Genomic DNA, 22,460 nt, shown 5'->3' on the forward strand with positions numbered 1-22,460 from the left:
GACCTCCGAAGGACTGACATATGACCGACCGGCCCGACAGCACTGATGCCGCCAACAGCATGTGGGGCGGGCGCTTTGCCGCCGGTCCCGATGCGATCATGGAGGCGATCAACGCCTCGATCGGTTTCGACCGACGGCTCTACGCCCAGGATATCGCGGGCAGCCGGGCCCATGCTGCCATGCTGGCAGCCCAAGGCATCATCAGCGATAACGATGCGGGCGCCATCAGGGAAGGCCTGCTCACCGTCTTGTCAGAGATCGAGGCCGGAGATTTCCCCTTCAAGACCGCGCTGGAAGACATCCACATGAATGTCGAGGCACGGCTGAAGGAAATCATCGGCGAACCGGCGGGGCGCCTGCACACGGGCCGGTCCCGCAACGACCAGGTCGCCACCGATTTCCGTCTGTGGGTCCGCGACCAGTGCGACGCCGCCATCAGCGGCCTGCGCGCCCTGATCGGGTCCGCCATGAGCCAGGCCGAGGCCGGTGCCGATTGGGTCATGCCGGGCTTTACCCATCTGCAGACCGCGCAGCCGGTGACCTGGGGCCATCACATGATGGCCTATGTCGAGATGTTCGGCCGCGACCTGTCGCGGTTCCAGGACGCGCGCGCCCGCATGAACGAATCGCCCCTGGGGGCCGCCGCGCTGGCCGGGACCGGATATCCGATCGACCGCCATGCCACCGCGCAGGCCTTGGGCTTCGACCGCCCCATGGCCAACAGCCTGGACGCCGTCAGCGACCGCGATTTCGCGCTGGAGTTCCTGTCGGCGGCCAGCATCTGCGCCGTCCACCTGTCGCGCCTGGCCGAGGAGCTGGTGATCTGGTCATCCGCCCAGTTCCGCTTCGTGTCGATGTCGGACAAGTGGTCGACCGGATCCTCGATCATGCCGCAAAAGCGCAACCCCGACGCGGCCGAACTGATCCGCGCCAAGATCGGGCGCATCCTGGGGGCGACGGTGGCGCTGTTCACGGTGATGAAGGGCCTGCCCTTGGCCTATTCCAAGGACATGCAGGAGGACAAGGAACAGGTCTTCGACGCCGCCGACCACCTGATGCTGGCCCTGGCCGCCATGTCGGGAATGCTGGCCGACCTGACCGCGAACACCGCCAATCTGGAAGCGGCCGCGGCAACGGGCTTTTCCACCGCGACCGATCTGGCCGACTGGCTGGTGCGCGAACTGGGCCTGCCCTTCCGCGATGCCCATCACGTCACCGGATCGCTGGTCGCCATGGCCGAGGGCAAGGGGATCGACCTGCCCGACCTGACGCTGGCCGACATGCAATCGGTCCATGCCGACATCACCAAGGACGTGTTCGGCGTGCTGGGGGTTCACAACTCGGTCGCCTCGCGGCAAAGCTATGGCGGGACGGCGCCCGACCAGGTCCGCGCGCAGATCGCCCGCTGGAAGGAGAAACTGGCATGATGATCCGCCTGTCCCTGTTGGCCGTTCTGGCGCTGGCCGCCTGCGGCGTCGACGGCGCGCCCGAGCGTCCCGTGCAAAAGCCTGCCCAAGGCAATGTCACCATCAGCGGCGATGCCCGTGTCGGTGTGCTGGCGCAGATGTAATGGACCATTTCAAGTATCAGCACGGCGAATTGCACGCCGAGGACGTCCCCCTGTCGCGCATCGCCGATCAGGTCGGATCGCCCGTCTATGTCTATTCCGCGGCCACCCTGACACGGCATTTCACCCTGTTCCGGCAGGCCCTGGACTGGACCGATCACCTGGTCTGCTTTGCGGTCAAGTCGAACAGCAATCTGGCCGTGCTGAAGCTGATGGGCGATCTGGGCGCGGGCATGGACGTGGTGTCGGGCGGGGAATACCTGCGCGCCAAGGCGGCGGGGGTGCCGGGTGACCGCATCGTCTTTTCCGGCGTCGGCAAGACCGAGGCCGAGATGGCCTTGGCCATCCGCGGCGGCATCCGCCAGTTCAACGTCGAATCCGAACCCGAGATGCGCGTGTTGTCGCGCGTGGCCTATGGTCTGGGCGCGACCGTGCCCATCGCCATCCGGGTCAATCCCGATGTCGATGCCAAGACCCATGAAAAGATCGCCACCGGCAAGTCGGAAAACAAGTTCGGCATCCCCATCGCCCGCGCCCGCGACGTCTATGCCGAGGCGGCCACCCTGCCGGGTCTTCAGGTGGTAGGCGTCGATGTGCATATCGGCAGCCAGCTGACCGATCTGGAGCCGTTCCGCGCCGCCTATCTGAAGGTGGCCGAACTGACCCGTGCGCTGCGCGAGGACGGGCATGTGATCACGCGCCTGGATCTGGGCGGCGGCCTGGGCATCCCCTATCGCCGCGACAACAACGCGCCGCCCTTGCCGCTGGAATACGGGCAGGTGATCCGCGACACCGTCGGCGATCTGGGCTGCGAGATCGAGATCGAGCCGGGCCGCAACATCGTCGGCAATGCGGGCGTGCTGCTGAGCCAGGTCATCTATGTCAAGAATGGCGAGGATCGCGATTTCCTGATCGTGGACGCCGCCATGAACGACCTGCTGCGTCCGGCGATGTATGGCGCGCATCACGACATCGTACCGGTGGTCGAACCAGCCGTGGCGGCAGCCGTGCAATCCTTCGACGTTGTGGGACCGGTCTGCGAATCGGGCGACACCTTCCAGAAGGGCGCGCAGCTGCCCGACATGGCGGCAGGCGATCTGGTCGCCTTCCGGTCGGCGGGGGCCTATGGGGCCGTGATGGCCTCGGAATACAATTCCCGGCCCCTGGTCCCCGAGGTTCTGGTCAGCGGGGATCACTTCGCCGTCATCCGCGCACGTCCGACGTTTGAGGAAATGCTGGCCCGGGATAGCATCCCGGAATGGCTTTGACCGGGCGACAGCACGAAACCGAAACGCCGGGGGCCAGCTGCCCCCGGGCCACCGACGATATGTCGGCAGGGCTCAGCAGGCCCGTCGCACGCGCCTTGGCGTTGACGCGGTGGGGGATGATCTGGGAACGGGTCATTGCGGCCTTCTGGCCGCTGGCGGTGCTGCTGGCCGTGGGGTTTGCGGCGCTGGCCTTCGGGGTGGCGCAGGTCATGCCTGCCATCCTGCTGCCTTGGGTCGCGGGGCTGTGGCTGCTGGCCGTCATCGGTGCCGCGATCCTTGGCGGCGTCCGGTTGCGCCGGGTCCGCCCCGCCGAGGCGTTGCTGCGGCTGGACCGCACCCTGCCGGGCCGCCCGCTGAGCGCCCTGGCCGACCGGGCCGCCATCGGCGGCGAGGGCGCGCTGTGGGATGCCCATATCCGACAGATGCGGCAGGCGGCGCAGGCCGCGCGGCCGGTGCGCCCCGATGCGGGCCTGGCGCGGCGCGACCCGTTGGCGTTGCGCCTTGCTGCGCTGGTGGCCCTGGTCATGGCGCTGATCTTTGGCGGCATCGGGCAGGTGGGGCAGGGGATCGGCGCCATCGCCGCGACCGTCGCCCCCCGCATGATGCCGCAATCGGCCGCCGATACCGGTCCGGCATGGGAAGGATGGGCCGAACCGCCCGCCTATACCCGACGCCCGACCATCTATCTGAATGCCCTGCAGGGCGATGCGTTGGAACTGCCCAAGGGCAGCCTGGTACAGGTCCGGCTGTACGGGGACGACAAGGCCGTCGAACAGGATATCGGCGCGCTGCAGGGCGATGATCCGCAGGAAATGGTCATCCGGGCCGAACAGTCGGGCCATGTCCAGATCCTGGACCGGCGCTTTGCCATCACCGTGCTGCCTGACCTTGCGCCCCGGATCACCCCCGGAGAGGCCGCCGCACGGCGGGCCGATGGCCGGATGATGCAGGATTTCACCGCCAGCGACGATCATGGCCTGGCGGACGCCGAAGCCGTGATCGCGTTGGACATGGCCCAGCTGGACCGCCGCTTTGGCCTGGCCGCCGATCCCGACCCGCGCGACCCGATCCGGCTGGACCTGCCTTTGCCGTCCCGCGACCGCAAGGATGTGCAGGGCCAGCTGGTCGAGGATCTGTCGCGTCACCCTTGGGCGAACCTGCCGGTCAGCCTGACGCTGCGCGCCACCGACGGCATCCAGCAGGTCGGCCAATCCGATCCGCGCGCCACCGTCCTGCCGGGGCGGCGCTTTTTCAATCCGCTGGCCGCCGCCTTGATCGAGATGCGGCGCGACCTGTTGTGGGCCAAGGCCAACGCCCCCCGCAGCGCCGAGATCCTGCGCGCCCTGACCTGGCAGCCCGAGGGCTTTGTCGAGGGTGAGCTTTACCGGGAACTCCGGGCCTCGGTCGCGCTGCTGGAGGGGCCCGATTTCGGGACCGACGCCCGCGACCGTCTGGCCGAGGCCCTGTGGGACGCAGCCGTCCAGCTGGAGGATGGCGGGCTGTCGGATGCGCTGCAGGCGATGCGCGACGCGCGGGAAAAGCTGTCCGAGGCCATCCGCAACGGTGCCAGCCCCGACGAGATCCAGCAGCTGATGGACCAGCTGCGCGAAGCCACCGACGATTACACCCGCATGCTGGCCGAACAGAGCGAAGCGCCCCAGGCCGACAGCCCCGACCAGGGCCAGGAACAGGGCCAAGAGATCACCGGCGACCAGATCCAGCAGATGATGGAGGAGATCCAGCGCCTGATGAACGAAGGCCGCATGGCCGAAGCCGAGCAGCTGCTGGAACAGTTCAACCGCATGATGGAAAACCTGCAGGTGCGCCAATCCCAGGGTCAGCAGGGTCAGCAGGGCGAAGGATCGCAGGGCAGCCAGCCGATGAACCGGCTGGCCGACACGCTGCGCGACCAGCAGCAGCTGTCGGACGAAGCCTTCCGCGAGGCGCAGCGCCAGTTCCGCGACGGCCAGCAGGGCGACACCGGCGATCTGGCCGACCGCCAGCAGGCGCTGCGCGAGGATCTGGACCAGCAGCGCGGCCTGCTGCCGGGGCAGGGGTCAGAACGCGGGGATCAGGCCCGCGACCGGTTGGACGATGCCGGCCGTGCGATGGAAGATGCGGAACAGGCCCTGCGCGAGGGCGATACCGGGCGCGCCATGCAGCGCCAGGCCGACGCGATCCAATCCATGCGCGAAGGGATGCAATCCATGGGCGACATGCTGGCCGAACAGGGGCAGCAGGGTCAGCGCGGTCAGGATGGCCAGGAAGGGCAGACCGGCGGCGCCGATGGCAGCGGCCAGGCCAGCGGCAATCCCGGCACCGATCCCCTAGGGCGTCAGCAGCCCACCGGCACCAACCAGATCACCGGTGACAGCGAAGGCGGGCTTGGCACCAACCCTGCCGCCCGGGCCCGCGATCTGCTGGACGAGATCCGGCGCCGCATGGGCGATCCCGGCCGCTCGGCATCCGAGCTGGATTATCTGGACCGGCTTGGCGACCAGTTCTGAAACCGGCCCTTTCTCCGGGGCGGGCCGTTCAGCGGTCGATCAGCGTGGCCGACAGCCATTGGCGGGCCTGATCGACCTCGGCCCGCAATCCGGTCAGCTGATCGGCCATCGGCAGGCCCTTGGCGGCCATCATCGGCGTCGCCATGTACAGCGCCAGCAGCGCCGCCGTCACTAGCATCGAGATGCCGAAGCCCGTTCCGTATCCCCGCCGCGTGCCCGGTTGCGGCGCAGCATCATCGACGGGGGCCACCGCCACAGGTTCCGGCACCGCTGGCTGCGCGGCGGGACGAGGACGCTGCGGGGCGGGCTTGGGCTGGGCCGCCGGGGGACGCGGCGGCAAGTGTCGGATGACCGTCTGCGTGGTCGGGCGACCCCCGGACGGCGTGGCGTCCTGCGCCGGCATCGTCACCGTGGTCGCGGGCCAGTCGTTGTCGGTCATGCCACCGGCGGGCATGGCCGGGCGGGGGGCGTCGGGGTCGCCTTCGGCCTCGCGCAGGCGGCGTTCGTGTTCGACCTCGTCGCGCAGGATGTCCAGGATGTCGGGCGACAGCCGCTTGCTGGCCGGGCGCAGGGGCGGGGGCGCTGCAGCATCATCGTCATCCCGGGCCGAGGGGGCGGTGAAATGGGCCAGGTCCAGCGGGCGCGAAGGGTCCTTGGGCCGCTGCGCCTGCCAGACGCGTTCGCAGCGGCTGCACTCGACCTCGCGACCGGCGGCGGGGATCGCGTCCTGCGGCACGACATATTCCGCGCCGCAGCCCGGACAGTTCAACCTAAATTCAGCCATGCCACCCTCGCATTCGTCTTGTGGCTGTTCTATCAAGCGCAGGTCCGGCTTCCAAGACGCGCCGGATGCAAATGCCCCGCGCAAGACGGGCTGAAACGGAAAAGAGGTGGCGCTTGATCGAGATGCGGGATGTCGGGTTCGGCTATCACGGCAGGGCCGAGCTGCTGTCGGGGATGACGCTCAGTCTGCAGCCGGGGATGTTCCATTTCCTGACGGGGCCGTCGGGATCGGGCAAGACGACGCTGCTGCGTCTGTGCTATGCCGACCTGCTGCCGACGGCGGGCCAGATGACGGCCTTCGGCCACGAGATGCGCGACCTGTCGCGCGACGATATCGCGGACCTGCGCCGGCGGGTGGGCGTGGTGCATCAGGAACCCCAGTTCCTGGACCATCTGCCCGTCGCGGAAAACGTCGCCCTGCCGCTGAGCGTGGCGCATGAACCCGTGGATATGGACGCCCTGCGCGACCTCTTGGGTTGGGTGCAGCTGTCGCAGCACGCGCGGGCCCTGCCGCCGTCACTGTCGGGCGGCGAACGCCAGCGCGCGGCCCTGGCGCGGGCGGTGATCCTGTCGCCGGACCTGATCCTGGCCGATGAACCGACCGGCAACCTGGATTGGGACATGTCCATGCGCCTGATGCAGCTGCTGATCGAACTGAACAAATCCGGCAAGACCGTGCTGGTGGCGACCCATGACCTGAACCTGATCCGTGCCACCAAGGCGCAGGTGACGGCGCGGGTCCTGCGGATCTCGGGCGGGAACCTTCAGCTGGCGGGGGCGGATCTGTGAAACGGGGCAAAAGCTTGGCACTGAACCTGATGACCCTTGGCAGGGGATTGTTGCGCGACGAAGGCGGCAAGGGCGACCGCATCGTGCCGCCGACCGGCTTTACCGCCCAACTGACGCTGTTTTCCGCAGGGGCGATGGCCTTTCTGGCGGTCTTCGCGCTGGCCCTGGCGCTGGCGACGGGGCGGCTGGCCGATCACTGGTCCACCCAGCTTGCGGGTTCGGTCACGGTGCGCATCAGCGCCCCCGCCGACCAGCAGGAGGGTCAGGTCCAGACCGCCCTCCAGCTGCTGCGCACCACCCCCGGCACCGGAGAGCCGCGCCAGCTGCCGCAAGATGAACTGGCCACGCTGCTGGAACCCTGGTTCGGGCCCGACATGCCGGTCGACGCCCTGCCGGTGCCCGCGCTGATCGACCTGCCGATCCGGGGCGATGATTTCGACGCCGAGGGCCTGCGCCTGCGGCTGGAGGCCGAGGTGCCGGGCGCGATCCTGGACGATCACACCGAATGGCGCAGGCCGCTGGTCTCTGCGGCCAATCGCCTGCGGATGCTGGGGATCGTGTCGCTGCTGCTGATCACGGCGGCCTCGGCGGCCATGATCACGCTGGCGGCCAAGGCGGCGCTGGCGGCCAATGGGCAGGTCATCCGCGTCCTGCGCCTGATCGGCGCGCGCGACCTGACCATCGCCACGGCCTTCGTGCGCCGCTTTACCCGGCGGGCCGCGATCGGATCGGCCATCGGCACGGTGCTGGGCGTGGGGGCGGTCTCGATCCTGCCCGATGCCAGCGCGGCGGGCGGCTTTCTGACCGGGCTAGGGTTTCAGGGGTGGGACTGGCTGATGCCGCTCTCCATTCCGCTGGTCGCGGCGGCGGTGGGCTTTCTGGCCACCCGTTGGGCCGCGCTGAACATGCTGGAGGCTGTCCGTTGACGACCCGCGCCACCCCCGCGCCCCTCGGGCCTTGGCAATATGTCCAGAACGTTTTGTTCTATCTGCATGTCGCGCTGGCGACGGTGGTGATCGGGCTGTTCGGCCTGCCGCAGATGCGGCACGGGCGGGCGGGCGCGAACCGGGTGGCGACGCGCTGGATCGGCTATATGATCTGGGCCGCGCGCCTGCATCTGGGCCTGACCTGCGAAATCCGCGGCACGCCGCCCACGGGCGATTGCATCATCGCCGCCAAGCATCAAAGCTTCTGGGACATCCTGGTCATCGCCCATGCCGTGCCCCGCCGCGCCTTCATCATGAAGCGCGAGGTGATGCGCGTTCCCGTCATGGGCTGGTATGCGTGGAAGGTCGGCTGCATCCCCATCGACCGTGGCCGCGGGCGCGACGCGATGGGCATCATGTCGACCGAGGTCAAGGCGCGCATGCAGGATGGCGGCGTCGGACAGCTGATCATCTATCCCGAAGGCACGCGCACACTGCCGGGGCAGCGCAAACCCTACAAGCACGGGGTGGCGACATTGCGGGCGGGGACCGGGCTGCCGGTGGTGCCGGTCGCGGTGAATGCGGGCCTGTTCTGGCCGCGCAGCGGTTGGGGCATCCGCGGCGGTCGTGCCGTGGTCGAGTTCCTGCCCGTCATCGATCCCGACCAGCCGCAGGCCGATTTCATGCCGCGGCTGGAACGCCAGGTCGAAACCGCCTCGGACCGGTTGATGGCCGAAGCGGGGCTGATCCTGGCGCCGGCGGCGGGCGACAGTGATGCCGCCCGCCCCTGATCAGCGCAATTCGTAATATTTCGGGACATGGGGCCCTGCCGGAGGGAGCCCTATGTCGCGCCGCATATGCGGGCTGAGGCGATAGGCGTCGGGCGGCCGCGGTCTTTTCCGCCGTCTGATCAGCAGCGCCCGGAACAGGGCGAATGTCACCGCCGCCGCACCGTGACGTGCGATCAGGCGATGCAGGGCGGGACGCAGGGCAGGGGCCTGCGGCGTCATCTGGGCAATCATCATTGCAGTCCTTTGCAAGCCGGACATGGCTGTGCCACGACCGGAAAACGGGTTGGTTGAGGATGGAATGATGCCGTGCGGACAGGCCGCGCGAAGGCGGTCGGTCAGGTCAGGGCATCGGTCGGAAAATGCCTGTTCAGGCGGTCAGCAGCGGATTTCGTCGCGACTGGCGGCCATCATGCATGGGCTGGGCGGCTTTGGTGACATCGGTCATATGTGCGGCCCCTCCTTCGTTGATTCATGATACGGGCAAGGCGGAGGCTGCCCGATTCCCTGCACGGCGCGCAAGTGCGCAAATGCCGGCAGCCGCCCAAAGGGGGCGGCTGTGGCGTTTGGGTCACAATGTCGTGTGGATCAGGCGGCCAGGGAATGCGCGCCCATGGTCAGGAATTTCTGCCGGCGGTCGGCGATCAGTTCGGCCGGGGATTTGCCGGACAGATCCTCCAGCATCGCGGCGATTTCCGCGCCGACCTTGGCGATGGCCTCGGCGGGCTGACGCTGCGCGCCGCCCATCGGCTCGGCGATGATGCGGTCGATGACGTCCAGCTTCTTCAGGTCCTGCGCGGTCAGGCGCAGCGCCTCGGCCGCATCACGCATCTTGTCGCTGTCCTTCCACAGGATCGAGGCACAGCCTTCTGGCGAGATCACCGAATAGATCGAGTGTTCCAGCATGGCGATCCGGTTCGCGGTGGCAAAGGCCACGGCCCCGCCCGATCCGCCTTCGCCGATGACGACGCTGACCAGCGGCACGCCGATTTCCAGGCATTTCATGGTGCAGCGCGCGATCGCCTCGCTTTGGCCGCGCTCCTCGGCGCCCTTGCCGGGATAGGCGCCGGGCGTGTCGACCAGCGTGATGACCGGCAGGCCGAAGCGGTGCGCCATGTCCATCAGGCGGATCGCCTTGCGATAGCCTTCGGGGCGGGCCATGCCGAAATTGTGGTGGATGCGCGACTTGGTGTCGTTGCCCTTTTCATGGCCGATCACCACGCAAGGCGCGTCGTTGAACCGCGCAAGGCCGCCCATCACCGCATGGTCGTCGCCAAAGGCCCTGTCGCCCGCCAGCGGGGTGTAGTCGGTGAACAGCGCCTCGATATACTGGCTGCAATGGGGACGGTCGGGATGGCGCGCGACCTGGGTCTTCCGCCACGGCGTCAGGTTGCGATACATCTCTTTCAGAAGATCGCCGGCCTTCTTGTCCAGGGCGGCGGCCTCCTTTTCAACGTCGACGCCATCGCCCTTGCGGGCCATCGCGCGAAGTTCCTCGGCCTTGCCCTCGATGTCGGCAAGCGGCTTTTCGAAATCCAGATAGACCATGGGTGATGCTCCGGGCGTTCGGTTTCGGGCTGTATATGCGGGGTCGCGGGCGGTTGCAACGCGGCCCTATTGCAGATCGGCAAAGGCATCCTGCAGGCGCCGGACCGCTTGTTCGACCAGGGCGCGCGGCGTGGCGATGTTGAAGCGCAGATAATCCTGCCCACCGGTCCCGAAGGTCGCGCCGTGATTGGCGGCGATCCTGGCGCCGTCCTGGACGCGGGCGGTGAATTCGTCTGGCGTCATGCCGGTGCCCGAACAATCGACCCAGGACAGATAGGTGGCCTGCAGCGGCATGGATTTCAGCCCCGGAATGGCATTCACGCCCGCGTCGAAGATCCGGCGGTTGCCGTCCAGATATTCGACCAGCGCGTCGACCCAGGCCGCGCCCTGCGGCGAATAGGCCGCCGCCACCATATCCATCCCGAAGATCCCCGGCGAAATCCCCGCCGCCATCAGCGCGCCCTTGAACCGCGCGCGCAGGTCCGGGTCGGCGATGATCGCATTGCCGATATGGGCGCCCGCGATGTTGAAGGTCTTGGTGGCCGCCGTCAGCGTGATCAGCCGGTCCGCGATGTCGGGGGCGACGGTGGCCATCATCCGGTGGCGGGGGCTGCCCGGCATGACAAGGTCGCAATGGATGTCATCGGACACCAGGATCAGGTCGTGGCGCCTGCAGAAATCGGCGACCTGGCGCAACTCGTCCTCGGACCAGACGCGGCCGCCGGGATTATGGGGCGAACAGAGGATCAGCAGCTTTTCATGGCCCTTCAGCATCGGTTCCCACGCGTCCCAGTCCATGCGGTACTGGCCGTCCTGCAGGGCCAGCGGCAGTTCCACCAGATCGCGGCCCTGGGCGCGGATGATGCGGGCGAAGGCGTGATAGACGGGCGACATCACGATCACCCCGTCGCCCTTGGCTGTGAAGGCGTTCAGCGCCATGCCCACCGCATTGACCAGACCCGCGCAGGTCAGCACCCATTCGGACCGGATCTGCCAGCCGTGGCGGTGTTCCATCCACCAGCAGATCGCCTCCAGATAGGGCCGATGCGCGCCCGGATAGCCATAGATGCCATGCGCCGCGACCGTCTCGACCGCGTCCTGCACCGCCTGGGGCGGGCGAAAATCCATGTCCGCCACCCACATCGCCAACCCGTCATCGGGGTCCACGCCATAGGCCGCCTGCATGTCGTCCCACTTGCTGCAATGCGTCCCCTTGCGGTCGATGATCTGGTCGAAATCGGGCTGGCTCATGGGATCCTCGTGATTTTCGCGTTTCACACTGCATACGCCTGTTGTTGCTTATGGTGAAGTCATGCCCTAAATCGCGAAGCATGAGCCTGAGAACCATCCTGATCCATCCCGATCCCCGCCTGAAGAAGGTGGCCGAACCGATCGCGCGCATCACGCCCGAGATCGAGACCCTCGCCGCCGACATGCTGGCCACCATGTATGACGCGCCCGGCATCGGCCTGGCCGCGCCGCAGATCGGCGTGGGCGCCCGCATCTTCGTGATGGACGCCACCCGCGACCCCGAGGCCGAACGCGCGCCCATCGTCATGGTCAATCCGCAGATCACCTGGACGTCCGAGGCGCTGAACACCTATGACGAGGGCTGCCTTTCCATCCCCGACCAATATGCCGACGTCACCCGCCCGGCCGAATTGCGGATGGAATGGCTGGGCCTGGACGGCAAGACGCATGACCAGGAATTCGACGGGCTTTGGGCCACCTGCGCGCAACACGAGCTGGACCATCTGGATGGCATCCTGTTCATCGACCACCTGTCGGCCATCAAGCGCCAGATGATCACCCGCAAGATGGTCAAGTTCAAAAGAGAGCAGGCCCGTGGCTGATAAACCCATCCCCGCATCGCCGATCCCACCTGCCTTGGCAGGCGATCTGGCAGCGGGGAAGGTGCGTCCCATCCTGCTCTACCCCGATCCGGTCCTGTTCACCTGCTGCGACGACGCCGGCTATCTGGCCCAGCCCGACATCCTGACGCTGGCCGCCGACATGCTGGCCACCATGTACGCGGCCCGGGGGCGCGGCCTGGCCGCCCCCCAGATCGGCGTGTCGCGGCGCATCTTCGTGATGGATGCCGGGTGGAAGACGGGCCAACCCGACCCGCTGGTCATGCTGGACCCGGAAATCCTGTGGCGCAGCGATGAAACCGACAGCGCGGTCGAAACCTGCCTGTCCATTCCCGACAGGCCCCTGTCCGTGACCCGGTCCCTGTCCATCACCCTTGGGTGGTACGACCTGCAGGGCCGCCACCGGATGCGCCAGATGTCGGGCGAGGCCGCCCGGATCGCCCAGCACGAGGCCGACCATCTGGACGGCCGCCTGATCCTCAAGGACCCCGACACCGCATGACCGTTCGACCCTTCCTGCCCTATGCCGACCCCCGCCTGCACCGCGCGGCCGATCCCGTCGAGGCGATCACCGACGATGTCCGCGCCATCTGGGACGACATGATCGACACCATGAACGCGATGCCGGGGGTGGGTCTGGCCGCGCCGCAGATCGGCGTCATGCTGCGCCTGGCCGTGGTGGATGCATCCGAGGCGCGCGGTCAGGCCATCCGCATGGCCAATCCCGAAATTCTGCATCAAAGCGGCAAGTTTCGCGACCATGACGAGGCCAGCCCGAACCTGCCCGGCGTCCATGCCACGATCAGCCGCCCCCGTGCGCTGACGGTGCGTTTCCTGAACGCGGAGGGCCAGATCGAGGATCGCGATTTCGTCAATCTCTGGGCCACCAGCGTCCAGCATCAGATCGACCACCTGAACGGCCGGATGTATGTCGATCACCTGTCGCCCCTGCGCCGCAAGATGCTGGTGCAGAAATCGGCCAAGCTGGCCCGCCGCTGATCCAACAACAGAAAGGCCGTCGCCATGCGCGTGATCTTCATGGGAACGCCCGATTTCTCGGTGCCCGCCTTGCGGGCGCTCGCCGACCGCCACGATGTCGTCGCCGTCTATACCCAGCCCCCGCGGGCAGCCGGACGTGGGCAGAAACCCCGTCCCTCGCCGGTCCATGCGACGGCGCTGGAACTGGGGTTGCCCGTGTTCCACCCCGAAAAGCTGCGCGACCCTGCCGATCAGGACCGCTTTGCGGCCCATCAGGCCGATGTCGCGGTCGTGGTCGCCTATGGGCTGATCCTGCCCCAGGCGGTTCTGGACGCGCCGCGGCTTGGCTGCGTGAACATCCACGCATCCCTGCTGCCACGCTGGCGGGGGGCCGCGCCGATCCATCGTGCGATCCTGGCAGGCGACGCGGCCTCGGGCGTGGCGATCATGCAGATGGAGGCAGGGCTGGATACCGGTCCGGTTCTTGCGGAAACGCGCACCCCCATCGGCCCGAAGGACACGACGGCCGACCTGCATGACCGCCTGTCGGACCTGGGCGCGACCCTGATCCTCGACGTGCTGGACCGGCTGCCCCTGGCGGCCACACCCCAGCCCGAAGACGGCGTCACCTATGCCGCCAAGATCGACAAGTCCGAGGCGCGGATCGACTGGTCGCAGCCCGCATCTCAGGTCGATCGCCAGATCCGCGGCCTTTCGCCCTTTCCTGGGGCCTGGTGCCAGATCGACGGCGAAAGGGTCAAGCTGCTGCGCAGCCGTCTGGCGTCGGGGTCAGGCGAACCCGGACAGGTCCTGCCCGGTTTCACCATCGCCTGCGGTGACGGTGCCATCCAGGTGCTGACGGCGCAAAGATCGGGGAAAAAGCCGATGGCGGCGGATGACCTGCTGCGGGGCTGGCAACTGCCCGCGCGGATCGACTAGGACCGCAACGCGGTCCTTCGCCGCCTGGCGCGGTGGGGGCAAGGCCCCCGCCCGCAGGGGGTGAACGTGGTCGCGGGACGCAAACCGCGCCCCGCGATCACCTCAGATGGCGCCGTGGCAATGCTTGAACTTGTTGCCCGAACCACAGGGGCACAGGTCGTTCCGCGCCGGGTTCCCCCAAGTCGACGGATCGTTCTCGTCAAAGCCTTCGGCGGCGGGCAGCGGCGTTTCGGGGCTGGCATTGCTGCCATCCTCGTCGCCATGCTCCATCGTCATGTCATCCTGCGCGGCCTTCTGCTGGGCCGTCATCTGGTTCAGCATCTCCTGGCGCTCGGCATCGGTCAGCGGACGGATCTGCGCCAACCGCTGCGTGACGTCGAACCGCAGCCCGTCCAGCAGGGCTTCGAACAGCTGGAAGGCCTCGGTCTTGTATTCCGACAGCGGATCGCGCTGCGCATAACCGCGGAAGCCCACGACCGAACGCAGGTGATCCAGCGTCATCAGGTGCTCGCGCCATTTCTGGTCGATCATCTGCAACAGGACCTGCTTTTCGATCTGGGCCATGTTCTCGGGGCCGAAACCGGCGGTCTTCTCGGCCATGTAGGTGTCGGTCGCCTCGACGATGCGCTCGCGCATCGTCTCCTGGTCGACGCCTTCCTCGGCTGCCCATTCGATGACGGGCAGGTTCATGTTCAACCGCTCGCGCACGGCGGTCTTCAGGCCTTCGGCGTCCCACTGGTCGGCATAGCTGCGGGCGGGCATGAAATCCTCGACCAGGTCGTCGATGACCTGGTGGCGCATGTCGGCGGTGATCTCGCCCACTTCCTCGCTGTCCATGATCTCGCGGCGCTGGCTGAAGATCGCCTTGCGCTGGTCGTTCATCACGTCGTCGAACTTCAGCAATTGCTTGCGGATGTCAAAGTTGCGACCCTCGACCTTGGCCTGGGCGCGTTCCAGCGACTTGTTCACCCAAGGGTGCACGATCGCCTCGCCTTCCTTCATCCCCAACGAGGACAGCACCTTGTCCAGACGCTCGGACCCGAAGATCCGCATCAGGTCGTCGTCCAGCGACAGGAAGAACAGCGACCGCCCTGGATCGCCCTGACGGCCCGAACGGCCGCGCAGCTGGTTGTCGATCCGGCGGCTTTCGTGACGTTCCGTGCCCAGCACGAACAAGCCGCCGGCGGCCAGAACGGCCTCCTTCTCGGCGGCATGTTCGGATTCGATACGGGCGCGCATCTCGTCGGGATGGGCTTCGGGATCGGCCTTCAGGGCCTCCATCACCTTCATCTCGACATTGCCGCCCAGCTGGATGTCGGTGCCGCGGCCGGCCATGTTCGTGGCGATGGTCACCGCGCCGGGCTTGCCGGCGTCGGCGACGATCTGCGCCTCGGCCTCGTGCTGGCGGGCGTTCAGGACGTTGTGGGGCACGCCGTCCTTCTTCAACAGCTCGGACAGCATCTCGGATTTCTCGATGCTGGTGGTGCCGACCAGGGTGGGCTGGCCCTTGGCATGGGCCTCCTTGATCGCCTCGATCACGGCGGCGTATTTTTCCTGCGCCGTGCGATAGACGCGGTCATGTTCGTCCAGACGCGCGATGCCGCGGTTGGTTGGAACCTCGACGACGCCCAGCTTGTAGATCTCGGCGAATTCCTCGGCCTCGGTCGAGGCCGTGCCGGTCATGCCCGACAGGCGGTCGTAAAGGCGGAAGTAGTTCTGGAAGGTGACCGACGCCAGGGTCACGTTCTCGGGCTGGATCTCGACGCCTTCCTTGGCCTCGATCGCCTGGTGCAGGCCGTCCGACAGGCGGCGGCCCTTCATCATGCGGCCGGTGAATTCGTCGATCAGCGCGACCTCGCCTTCGCGGATCATGTAGTGCTGGTCCTTCAGGAACAGCTTGTGCGCGCGCAGGGCCTGGTTGACGTGATGGACGATCGTGGTCGATTCCGGGTCGTAAAGCGACTGCCCCTCGGGCAGGACGCCATCGGCCTGCAGGCGCTGTTCCAGGAACTCGTTGCCTTCCTCGGTGAAGGTGGCGTTGCGGGACTTTTCGTCCAGCTTGAAATGTTCCTCGGTCAGCAGGGGGACATAGCCGTCCAGGACCTTGTACAGTTCCGACCGGTCCTGCGACGGGCCGCTGATGATCAGCGGCGTGCGCGCCTCGTCGATCAGGATGCTGTCGACCTCGTCGACGATGGCGAAATTGTGGCCGCGCTGGACCATCTCGGCCACGCTGCCCTTCATGTTGTCGCGCAGATAGTCGAAGCCCAGCTCGTTGTTCGTCGCATAGGTGACGTCGGCGGCATAGGCCTGGCGCTTTTCATCCTCGGGCTGGAAGGGAACGACGACGCCGCAGCTCAGCCCCAGCTGGGCATAGACCTTGGACATCCATTCCGCGTCACGCCGCGCCAGATAGTCGTTGACGGTGACGACATGGACGCCCTTGCCCGACAGCGCGTTCAGATAGGCCGGGAAGGTGGCGACCAGGGTCTTGCCCTCGCCGGTCTTCATTTCGGCGATGTTGCCCTGATGCAGGAAGATCCCGCCCATCAGCTGCACGTCGAAGGCCCGCAGGCCCAGGGCGCGCCGCGCGCCTTCGCGACAGTTGGCGAAGGCCTCGGGCAGGATGGCGTCCAGGCTTTCGCCCTTCGCCACGCGTTCCTGGAATTCGCGGGTCTTGTCGATCAGCTGCTGATCGTTCAGGGCCTTGAAGTTGTCCTCAAGGGCGTTGATGCGCGCCACCAGCGGGCGCGTCCCTTTGACCATGCGGTCGTTGGGAGTCCCAAAAACCATCTTTGCCAGATTTCCGATGCCGAGCATGTTACCTTCGCAATCACGTTGTTGGGAAAGACGAGTGACCGCGGCCCACTTGCCCGCACCGACCCCATTGCCGTATCAGGGTTTGGAACGAACGCGGCGGCGGTGCCTTCCACGGAGTTGCTTCGGGATGTAGGCCCCGTCCGCCTGACTGTCAATGTTGGCCCGGTCCCGACAGGGGATGCGTGCCATGATGTGCAAAGGATCTTCCATGTTCAGACCGAACCTGCTGGCCGTCGCCCTTGTCGCGGCGCCGATGCTGTCCGCCCCTGCCGCATGGGCACAGGACCAGGATGCCGACACGGTCGTGGCGACCGTCAGCGGCCAGGACATCACCCTGGGCCAGATGATCGTCATGAAGCAGTCCGTGCAGGACCCCAACATGGCGAACCTGCCCGATCAGGCGCTGTGGGACATGATGCTGGACCAGCTGATCCGCCAGACCGCCGTGGCCGCTTCGGGGACTGAAACCGCGCTGGTGCGCGCGCAGGTCGAATTGCAGCGCCGCAACGCGCTGGCCACCGCCGCCGTCACCGACATCGCCGAGGCCGAGCTGACCGACGAGGAACTGCAGGCGGCCTATGACAGGATGTTCGCCGATACCGGCGAGACCAAGGAATTCAACGCCGCCCATATCCTGGTCGAGACCGAGGAAGAGGCCAAGGAAATCAAGGCCGAACTGGATGGCGGTGCCGAATTCGGCGCGATGGCCGAACAGCATTCGACCGGACCCTCGGGCCCCAACAAGGGCGACCTGGGCTGGTTCGCCGCCGACCAGATGGTCGCCCCCTTCAGCGAGGCCGTCGCGGGCATGGAAAAGGGCGCCGTTTCGGACCCGGTCAAGACCGAGTTCGGCTGGCACCTGATCAAGCTGAACGACACCCGCATGCGCGAGGCCCCCAAGATGGAGGACGTGCGCGAACAGCTGTCGCAGATGATCCGCCGTGAAAAGGTCGAGGCCGAGATCGAGCGTCTGGTCGGCGAGGCCGAGATCAAGAAGACCGAAGGCGTCGATCCCGCGCTGCTGAACAACACCGATCTGCTGGAGGCCGAATAATGGGCAAGGCCGGTCTTCCGGTCTCGCCTCTGGCTCCTGCCGCCTTTCCCGACCTGCCGGTGATCGAGGGCGTCGAATTCGCCAGCGCCGCCGCCGGGGTGAAATACCAGGGCCGCACCGACGTGACGCTGATCCGCGTCGCGCCGGGGGCCTCGGTCGCGGGGGCCTTCACGCGGTCCTCGACCCGTGCGGCCTGCGTGCTGGACTGCCAGTCCAAGCTGGCCGCGACCGATGACATGGGCGCGGGTGCGGCCATCATCGTCAATTCCGGCAATGCCAACGCCTTCACCGGCGCGCGCGGCCAGGAATCGGTCGATGCCGTCACCGGCGCCGTCGCGCAGGCGCTGGACCTGCCGATCGGGCGGGTGTTTTCATCCTCGACCGGGGTGATCGGCGAACCTCTGCCGCATGACCGGATCGTCGGGGTCATCGGCGATCTGGCCGCAGGCCTGGACAAGGGCGGGGTGGCCGATGCCGCCCGCGCCATCATGACGACCGACACTTTCCCCAAAGGTGCATCCGCCACCGTCGCGGGGCAGGGGGGCGACATCAAGATCGCCGGCATCGCCAAGGGCTCGGGGATGATCGCGCCCGACATGGCCACGATGCTGGTCTATCTTTTCACCGACGCCTCCATCTCTGCGCCTCTCTTGCAGCAGGCGCTGAGCGGCGGTCTGGACGCGACCTTCAACGCGATCACGGTGGACAGCGACACATCGACCTCGGATGCGCTGATCCTGGCCGCGACGGGGCGCAGCGCGGCCGAACCCATCACCGATCTGGACAGCGATGTGGGGCGCGCCTTCACGAAGGCCTTGCATAACGTGATGCGGGAACTGGCCCATCTGGTCGTGCGCGACGGTGAAGGTGCCACAAAATTCGTCGAGATCGCCGTGACCGGCGCCGTGGACGATGCCGATGCCCACAGGATCGGCATGGCCATCGCGAACTCGCCCCTGGTCAAGACAGCCATCGCCGGTCAGGACGCCAATTGGGGGCGCATCGTCGCCGCCATCGGCAAATCGGGTGGACAGGCCGATCGCGACCGGCTGCGGATCAGTTTCGGCGATATGGTGTTGGCCGAGAACGGCTGGCGGGCGCCCGATTACGACGAGGCCAAGGCCAGCGCCTATATGCGGAACGCCGAATTGCGGATCGGTGTCGACATGGGGCTGGGGCAGGGTGCGCGGACCGTCTGGACCTGCGATCTGACCCACGGCTATATCGACATCAACGCGGATTACCGGTCGTGAAGACTGTCCTGGTCTCGGCCGTGGCCCTGATCGACCCCGACGGGCGCGTGCTTCTGGCACAGCGCCCGCCGGGCAAACCCATGGCGGGCCTGTGGGAATTTCCGGGCGGCAAGGTCGAACCGGGTGAAACCCCCGAAGCCGCCCTGATCCGCGAATTGGACGAGGAACTGGGCATCCAGACCTGGAACAGCTGCCTGGCGCCCCTGACCTTCGCCAGCCACAGCTATGACGATTTCCATCTGCTGATGCCGGTCTTTGCCTGCCGCAGATGGCAGGGCATCGTCCAGCCCCGCGAAGGCCAGTCGCTGGCCTGGGTCCGGGCGGGCAAGCTGCGCGACTATCCCATGCCCGCAGCCGACATTCCCCTGATCCCCATGTTGCAAATGTGGCTTTGATGACAATTGTTCGCACGTTTCAGTTGTCAAACTGCCCGAATAAGTCTTAGATGACCATGTTGTGTACGCTTTTTTAACCATTTCATGACTACTCTGAGGACTGGGAGCACAAGAGGTATTGACATGATTCGCACAATTTCGGTTGGAAGCTACATCTCGATCCAGGGCCTTTTCGAAGGTTCGACCGCAGACGGCAACATTCGGGTTCGGGTGGGAAACCGCACCTATGAAGGCAAGCCCGTCGGCAACTGATCGTCTCCGGCGCAGGAGGAGCTCTGCGCCGTCGAAGACCAGAAACAAGGGGTGACCGAAAGGTCGCCCCTTTTTTGCTGCCCCGAACGGCCAGTGACGCGTGGTCCGGCAATGAAAAAGGGCGGCCCTTCGCGGGGCCGCCCTTTGCCTGGTCCTGTTGCGACACCCTCAGAGGGTACGCTCGACCTCTTCGCGTTCGAAGATCTCGATGACATCGCCGGGGCGGATATCCTCGTAGTTTTCAAAGGCCATGCCGCATTCCTGACCGGACTGGACTTCCTTGACCTCGTCCTTGAAGCGCTTCAGCGTCTTCAGCGTGCCCTCGTGGATCACCACGTTGTCGCGCAGCAGGCGGACGCCGGCCGAACGGCGGGCGATGCCTTCGGTGACCAGGCAACCGGCGACCTTGCCGATGCCCGTGACCTTGAAGACTTCCTTGATCGACGCATAGCCGATGAAGTTTTCGCGAACTTCGGCCGACAGAAGACCCGAAGCGGCAGCTTTGATGTCGTCCACCAGATCGTAGATGATCGAGTAGTAGCGGATCTCGACACCCTTCTGGTTGGCCGCATTGCGCGCCGGAGAGTTGGCACGGACGTTGAAGCCGATGACCGGAGCACCCGACGCCTCGGCCAGGCCGATATCGGATTCGGTGATGGCACCGACGCCGTAATGCAGCACGCGGACGCGAACCTCGTCGTTGCCGACCTTTTCCAGGGCCTGCACGATGGCTTCGGCCGAACCCTGCACGTCGGCCTTCACGACCACCGGCAGTTCCGCGACGTTCACATCGGCCTTGGCCTTGGCCATCAGCTGTTCCAGCGTGGTCGCGGCACCGGCTGCGGCGCGCTTGTCCTTGGCCTGCTGCATGCGGAATTCGGCGATCTCGCGGGCCTGAGCTTCGGTGTCGACCACGTTGAGGACGTCACCGGCCTCGGGCGTGCCGTTCAGCCCCAGAACCTCGACCGGAACCGAAGGAGCGGCCTCTTCGACGCGCTCGCCCTTGTCGTTGATCAGGGCGCGCACCTTGCCCCACTGTTCGCCGACGACGAAGATGTCGCCGCGCTTCAGCGTGCCGTGCTGGACCAGAACGGTCGCGACGGGGCCGCGGCCCACGTCCAGCTGGGCTTCGATCACGGCACCTTGGGCGGCCCGGTTCGGGTTCGCCTTCAGTTCCAGGATCTCGGCCTGCAGGGCGATGGCTTCCAGAAGGGTGTCGATGCCCTGGCCAGACTTGGCCGAAACCTCGACATCCTGCACGTCGCCGGACATGGCCTCGACGACAACCTCGTGCTGCAGCAGGTCCGTGCGGACCTTGTTGGGGTCGGCGGCGGGCTTGTCGATCTTGTTGATCGCCACGATCATCGGAACACCGGCAGCCTTGGCGTGATTGATCGCCTCGACCGTCTGCGGCATCACGGCGTCATCGGCCGCGACCACCAGGACGACGATATCCGTCACATGCGCACCACGGGCACGCATCGAGGTGAAGGCGGCGTGGCCCGGCGTGTCCAGGAAGGACAGCACGGCACCGCTTTCGGTCGTCACCTGATAGGCACCGATATGCTGGGTGATGCCACCGGCTTCGCCGGACACCACGTTCGCCTTGCGGATGACGTCCAGCAGCGAGGTCTTGCCGTGGTCGACATGGCCCATGATCGTGATGATCGGGGGACGCGGGCGCAGATCGGCTTCGTTGTCGTCGATGGTGTTGATCACCTGTTCGACATCGGCATCGCTGACGCGCACGGCCTTGTGGCCGAATTCCTCGATCACCAGTTCGGCGGTCTCGGCGTCGATGGCCTGGTTCATGGTGACCATCATGCCCATCTTCATCAGCGTCTTGACGACGTCGGCGGCACGCTCGGTCATCCGGTTGGCCAGTTCCTGCACGACGATCGTCTCGGGCAGCTTGACTTCACGGAACTGCTTTTCGGCACGCTGGTGTCCACCCATCGCCTTCTGACGGGTCTTTTCCTGCTTGCGCTTCATCGCGGCCATGCTGCGCTGGCGGCCACCTTCGCCGTTCAGCGCCTGGTTCAGCGACAGCTTGCCGGCGCGGCGGTTGTCGTCGCGGGCGGTCTTGTTGTTCTTGTCGCGATCGACCTTCTCGCGGTCGGTCTTGCGCGGGGCGCTGGTCGACACGCCCTTGGTCTCGGCGCGCGATGCCGCAGCCTCGATCGCGGCCTGGTCGGGCGCGGCCGGCTTGGCTGCCGCTGCCGGCTTGGCGCGGTCCTGCTTGGGGGCATCCTTGCGCTTGGCCTCTTCCGCGGCTTCGCGTGCAACGCGAGCCTCTTCTTCGGCCTTGGCCTTGATGGCCTCTTCGCGCTGACGCTCCTCCTCGGCCTTCGCCTCGATCTCGGCGCGGCGGCGGGCGCGGTCATCTTCGCGCTGTTTGTCCAATGCGGCACGTTCGGCAGCATCGCTGGCCTCGCGCGCCTTGGCGGCGGCAAGGGCCTTCAGGCGGCGTTCCATCTCGACATCCGAGATGCCTGCCGGGCGCTTGGAGGGGTCGCCTGCCATGCGCGCGGTCAGCGGATTCTTGGCCTTGTCGGCGGCAGTCTGCGCCGGGCTGGATTTCGGGACCACGACGCGCTTGCGTTTGGTTTCCACGACCACGCTTTTGGTGCGGCCATGGCTGAAGCTTTGCTTGACCTGGCCCGAACGGCCTGCGCCGCCAAGTCCCAAGGGCTTTTTATCGTCTTTATCGCTCATCTGCGTC

The 22,460-nt window shown here is 66.7% G+C and carries 20 protein-coding genes; 14 read left to right on the top strand and 6 right to left on the bottom strand.

Features of this window, described 5'->3' with window-relative positions; translation table 11 throughout:
* Positions 1–20 precede the first annotated feature (20 nt).
* The 4 genes from argH to IE00_RS04245 are packed head-to-tail and all read left to right on the top strand — an operon-like array spanning position 21 to position 5,342.
* The gene (gene argH / locus IE00_RS04235) at positions 21–1,427 is read left to right on the top strand and encodes an argininosuccinate lyase (protein WP_072295828.1); all 1,407 of its coding nucleotides are present in this window, start codon (positions 21–23) and stop codon (positions 1,425–1,427) included.
* Positions 1,424–1,570: a hypothetical protein gene (locus tag IE00_RS20035; protein ID WP_205949647.1), complete on the top strand. Its 147-nt coding sequence runs from the start codon at positions 1,424–1,426 to the stop codon at positions 1,568–1,570. Before argH ends, IE00_RS20035 begins: the two co-directional genes overlap by 4 nt.
* On the top strand, positions 1,570–2,835 hold the full coding sequence (gene lysA / locus IE00_RS04240; protein ID WP_072295829.1) for a diaminopimelate decarboxylase: 1,266 nt from the start codon (positions 1,570–1,572) through the stop codon (positions 2,833–2,835). Before IE00_RS20035 ends, lysA begins: the two co-directional genes overlap by 1 nt.
* Entirely contained in the window at positions 2,826–5,342 is a 2,517-nt protein-coding gene (locus IE00_RS04245) for a DUF4175 domain-containing protein (protein ID WP_371328422.1), read from the top strand. Before lysA ends, IE00_RS04245 begins: the two co-directional genes overlap by 10 nt.
* 28 nt (positions 5,343–5,370) lie before the next feature.
* On the opposite strand, the gene IE00_RS04250 is transcribed toward IE00_RS04245, so the two are convergent.
* A complete protein-coding gene (locus tag IE00_RS04250) occupies positions 5,371–6,126 on the bottom strand; it encodes an MJ0042-type zinc finger domain-containing protein (RefSeq protein WP_083554042.1) in 756 nt (251 codons plus the stop codon).
* Positions 6,127–6,239: 113 nt separating this feature from the next.
* Here IE00_RS04250 and IE00_RS04255 point away from each other — a divergent pair, with 113 nt between their 5' ends.
* Genes IE00_RS04255 through IE00_RS04265 form a run of 3 tightly spaced genes read left to right on the top strand, consistent with a single transcriptional unit; the run spans position 6,240 to position 8,631 of the window.
* Positions 6,240–6,914, top strand: coding sequence for a cell division ATP-binding protein FtsE (locus IE00_RS04255; protein WP_072295831.1), 675 nt, complete (start codon positions 6,240–6,242; stop codon positions 6,912–6,914).
* 29 nt (positions 6,915–6,943) lie between these two features.
* Entirely contained in the window at positions 6,944–7,840 is an 897-nt protein-coding gene (locus IE00_RS04260) for an ABC transporter permease (protein WP_072295985.1), read from the top strand.
* Positions 7,837–8,631: a 1-acyl-sn-glycerol-3-phosphate acyltransferase gene (locus IE00_RS04265; protein WP_072295832.1), complete on the top strand. Its 795-nt coding sequence runs from the start codon at positions 7,837–7,839 to the stop codon at positions 8,629–8,631. Before IE00_RS04260 ends, IE00_RS04265 begins: the two co-directional genes overlap by 4 nt.
* Here the strand turns inward: IE00_RS04265 and IE00_RS04270 are convergent, their stop codons facing one another.
* From IE00_RS04270 to IE00_RS04280, 3 genes are all read right to left on the bottom strand, one after another.
* The gene (locus IE00_RS04270; RefSeq protein WP_139291318.1) at positions 8,632–8,862 is read right to left on the bottom strand and encodes a hypothetical protein; all 231 of its coding nucleotides are present in this window, start codon (positions 8,860–8,862) and stop codon (positions 8,632–8,634) included. It abuts the gene before it with no gap.
* A gap of 354 nt (positions 8,863–9,216) precedes the next feature.
* Entirely contained in the window at positions 9,217–10,176 is a 960-nt protein-coding gene (locus tag IE00_RS04275) for an acetyl-CoA carboxylase carboxyltransferase subunit alpha (protein WP_072295834.1), read from the bottom strand.
* Between the two features lie 66 nt (positions 10,177–10,242).
* Complete coding sequence (locus IE00_RS04280) at positions 10,243–11,427, bottom strand: MalY/PatB family protein (protein WP_072295835.1); 1,185 nt, start codon at positions 11,425–11,427, stop codon at positions 10,243–10,245.
* 80 nt (positions 11,428–11,507) lie between these two features.
* Here IE00_RS04280 and def (IE00_RS04285) point away from each other — a divergent pair, with 80 nt between their 5' ends.
* The 4 genes from def (IE00_RS04285) to fmt are packed head-to-tail and all read left to right on the top strand — an operon-like array spanning position 11,508 to position 13,964.
* Positions 11,508–12,029, top strand: a complete 522-nt coding sequence (gene def / locus IE00_RS04285) for a peptide deformylase (RefSeq protein ID WP_240493786.1) — start codon at positions 11,508–11,510, stop codon at positions 12,027–12,029.
* On the top strand, positions 12,022–12,549 hold the full coding sequence (locus IE00_RS04290) for a peptide deformylase (protein WP_139291319.1): 528 nt from the start codon (positions 12,022–12,024) through the stop codon (positions 12,547–12,549). Before def (IE00_RS04285) ends, IE00_RS04290 begins: the two co-directional genes overlap by 8 nt.
* Entirely contained in the window at positions 12,546–13,046 is a 501-nt protein-coding gene (gene def / locus IE00_RS04295) for a peptide deformylase (RefSeq protein WP_072295837.1), read from the top strand. Before IE00_RS04290 ends, def (IE00_RS04295) begins: the two co-directional genes overlap by 4 nt.
* Before the next feature lie 24 nt (positions 13,047–13,070).
* The gene (fmt, locus tag IE00_RS04300) at positions 13,071–13,964 is read left to right on the top strand and encodes a methionyl-tRNA formyltransferase (RefSeq protein WP_072295838.1); all 894 of its coding nucleotides are present in this window, start codon (positions 13,071–13,073) and stop codon (positions 13,962–13,964) included.
* A gap of 102 nt (positions 13,965–14,066) precedes the next feature.
* Here the strand turns inward: fmt and secA are convergent, their stop codons facing one another.
* A complete protein-coding gene (gene secA / locus IE00_RS04305) occupies positions 14,067–16,784 on the bottom strand; it encodes a preprotein translocase subunit SecA (protein ID WP_072295839.1) in 2,718 nt (905 codons plus the stop codon).
* A 208-nt stretch (positions 16,785–16,992) separates the two neighbouring features.
* On the opposite strand from secA, the gene IE00_RS04310 reads away from it, so the two are divergent.
* Genes IE00_RS04310 through IE00_RS04320 form a run of 3 tightly spaced genes read left to right on the top strand, consistent with a single transcriptional unit; the run spans position 16,993 to position 19,486 of the window.
* Positions 16,993–17,838: a peptidylprolyl isomerase gene (locus IE00_RS04310; protein ID WP_072295840.1), complete on the top strand. Its 846-nt coding sequence runs from the start codon at positions 16,993–16,995 to the stop codon at positions 17,836–17,838.
* Complete coding sequence (gene argJ, locus IE00_RS04315) at positions 17,838–19,091, top strand: bifunctional glutamate N-acetyltransferase/amino-acid acetyltransferase ArgJ (RefSeq protein ID WP_072295841.1); 1,254 nt, start codon at positions 17,838–17,840, stop codon at positions 19,089–19,091. Before IE00_RS04310 ends, argJ begins: the two co-directional genes overlap by 1 nt.
* Positions 19,088–19,486 (top strand): (deoxy)nucleoside triphosphate pyrophosphohydrolase, encoded by a 399-nt coding sequence (locus tag IE00_RS04320; RefSeq protein ID WP_072295842.1) that lies wholly within the window; start codon positions 19,088–19,090, stop codon positions 19,484–19,486. Before argJ ends, IE00_RS04320 begins: the two co-directional genes overlap by 4 nt.
* Positions 19,487–19,906: 420 nt before the next feature.
* Here the strand turns inward: IE00_RS04320 and infB are convergent, their stop codons facing one another.
* The gene (gene infB / locus IE00_RS04325) at positions 19,907–22,453 is read right to left on the bottom strand and encodes a translation initiation factor IF-2 (protein ID WP_072295843.1); all 2,547 of its coding nucleotides are present in this window, start codon (positions 22,451–22,453) and stop codon (positions 19,907–19,909) included.
* Positions 22,454–22,460 lie beyond the last annotated feature (7 nt).

Source organism: Paracoccus sp. SM22M-07, assembly GCF_001887735.1.
Classification (GTDB): domain Bacteria; phylum Pseudomonadota; class Alphaproteobacteria; order Rhodobacterales; family Rhodobacteraceae; genus Paracoccus.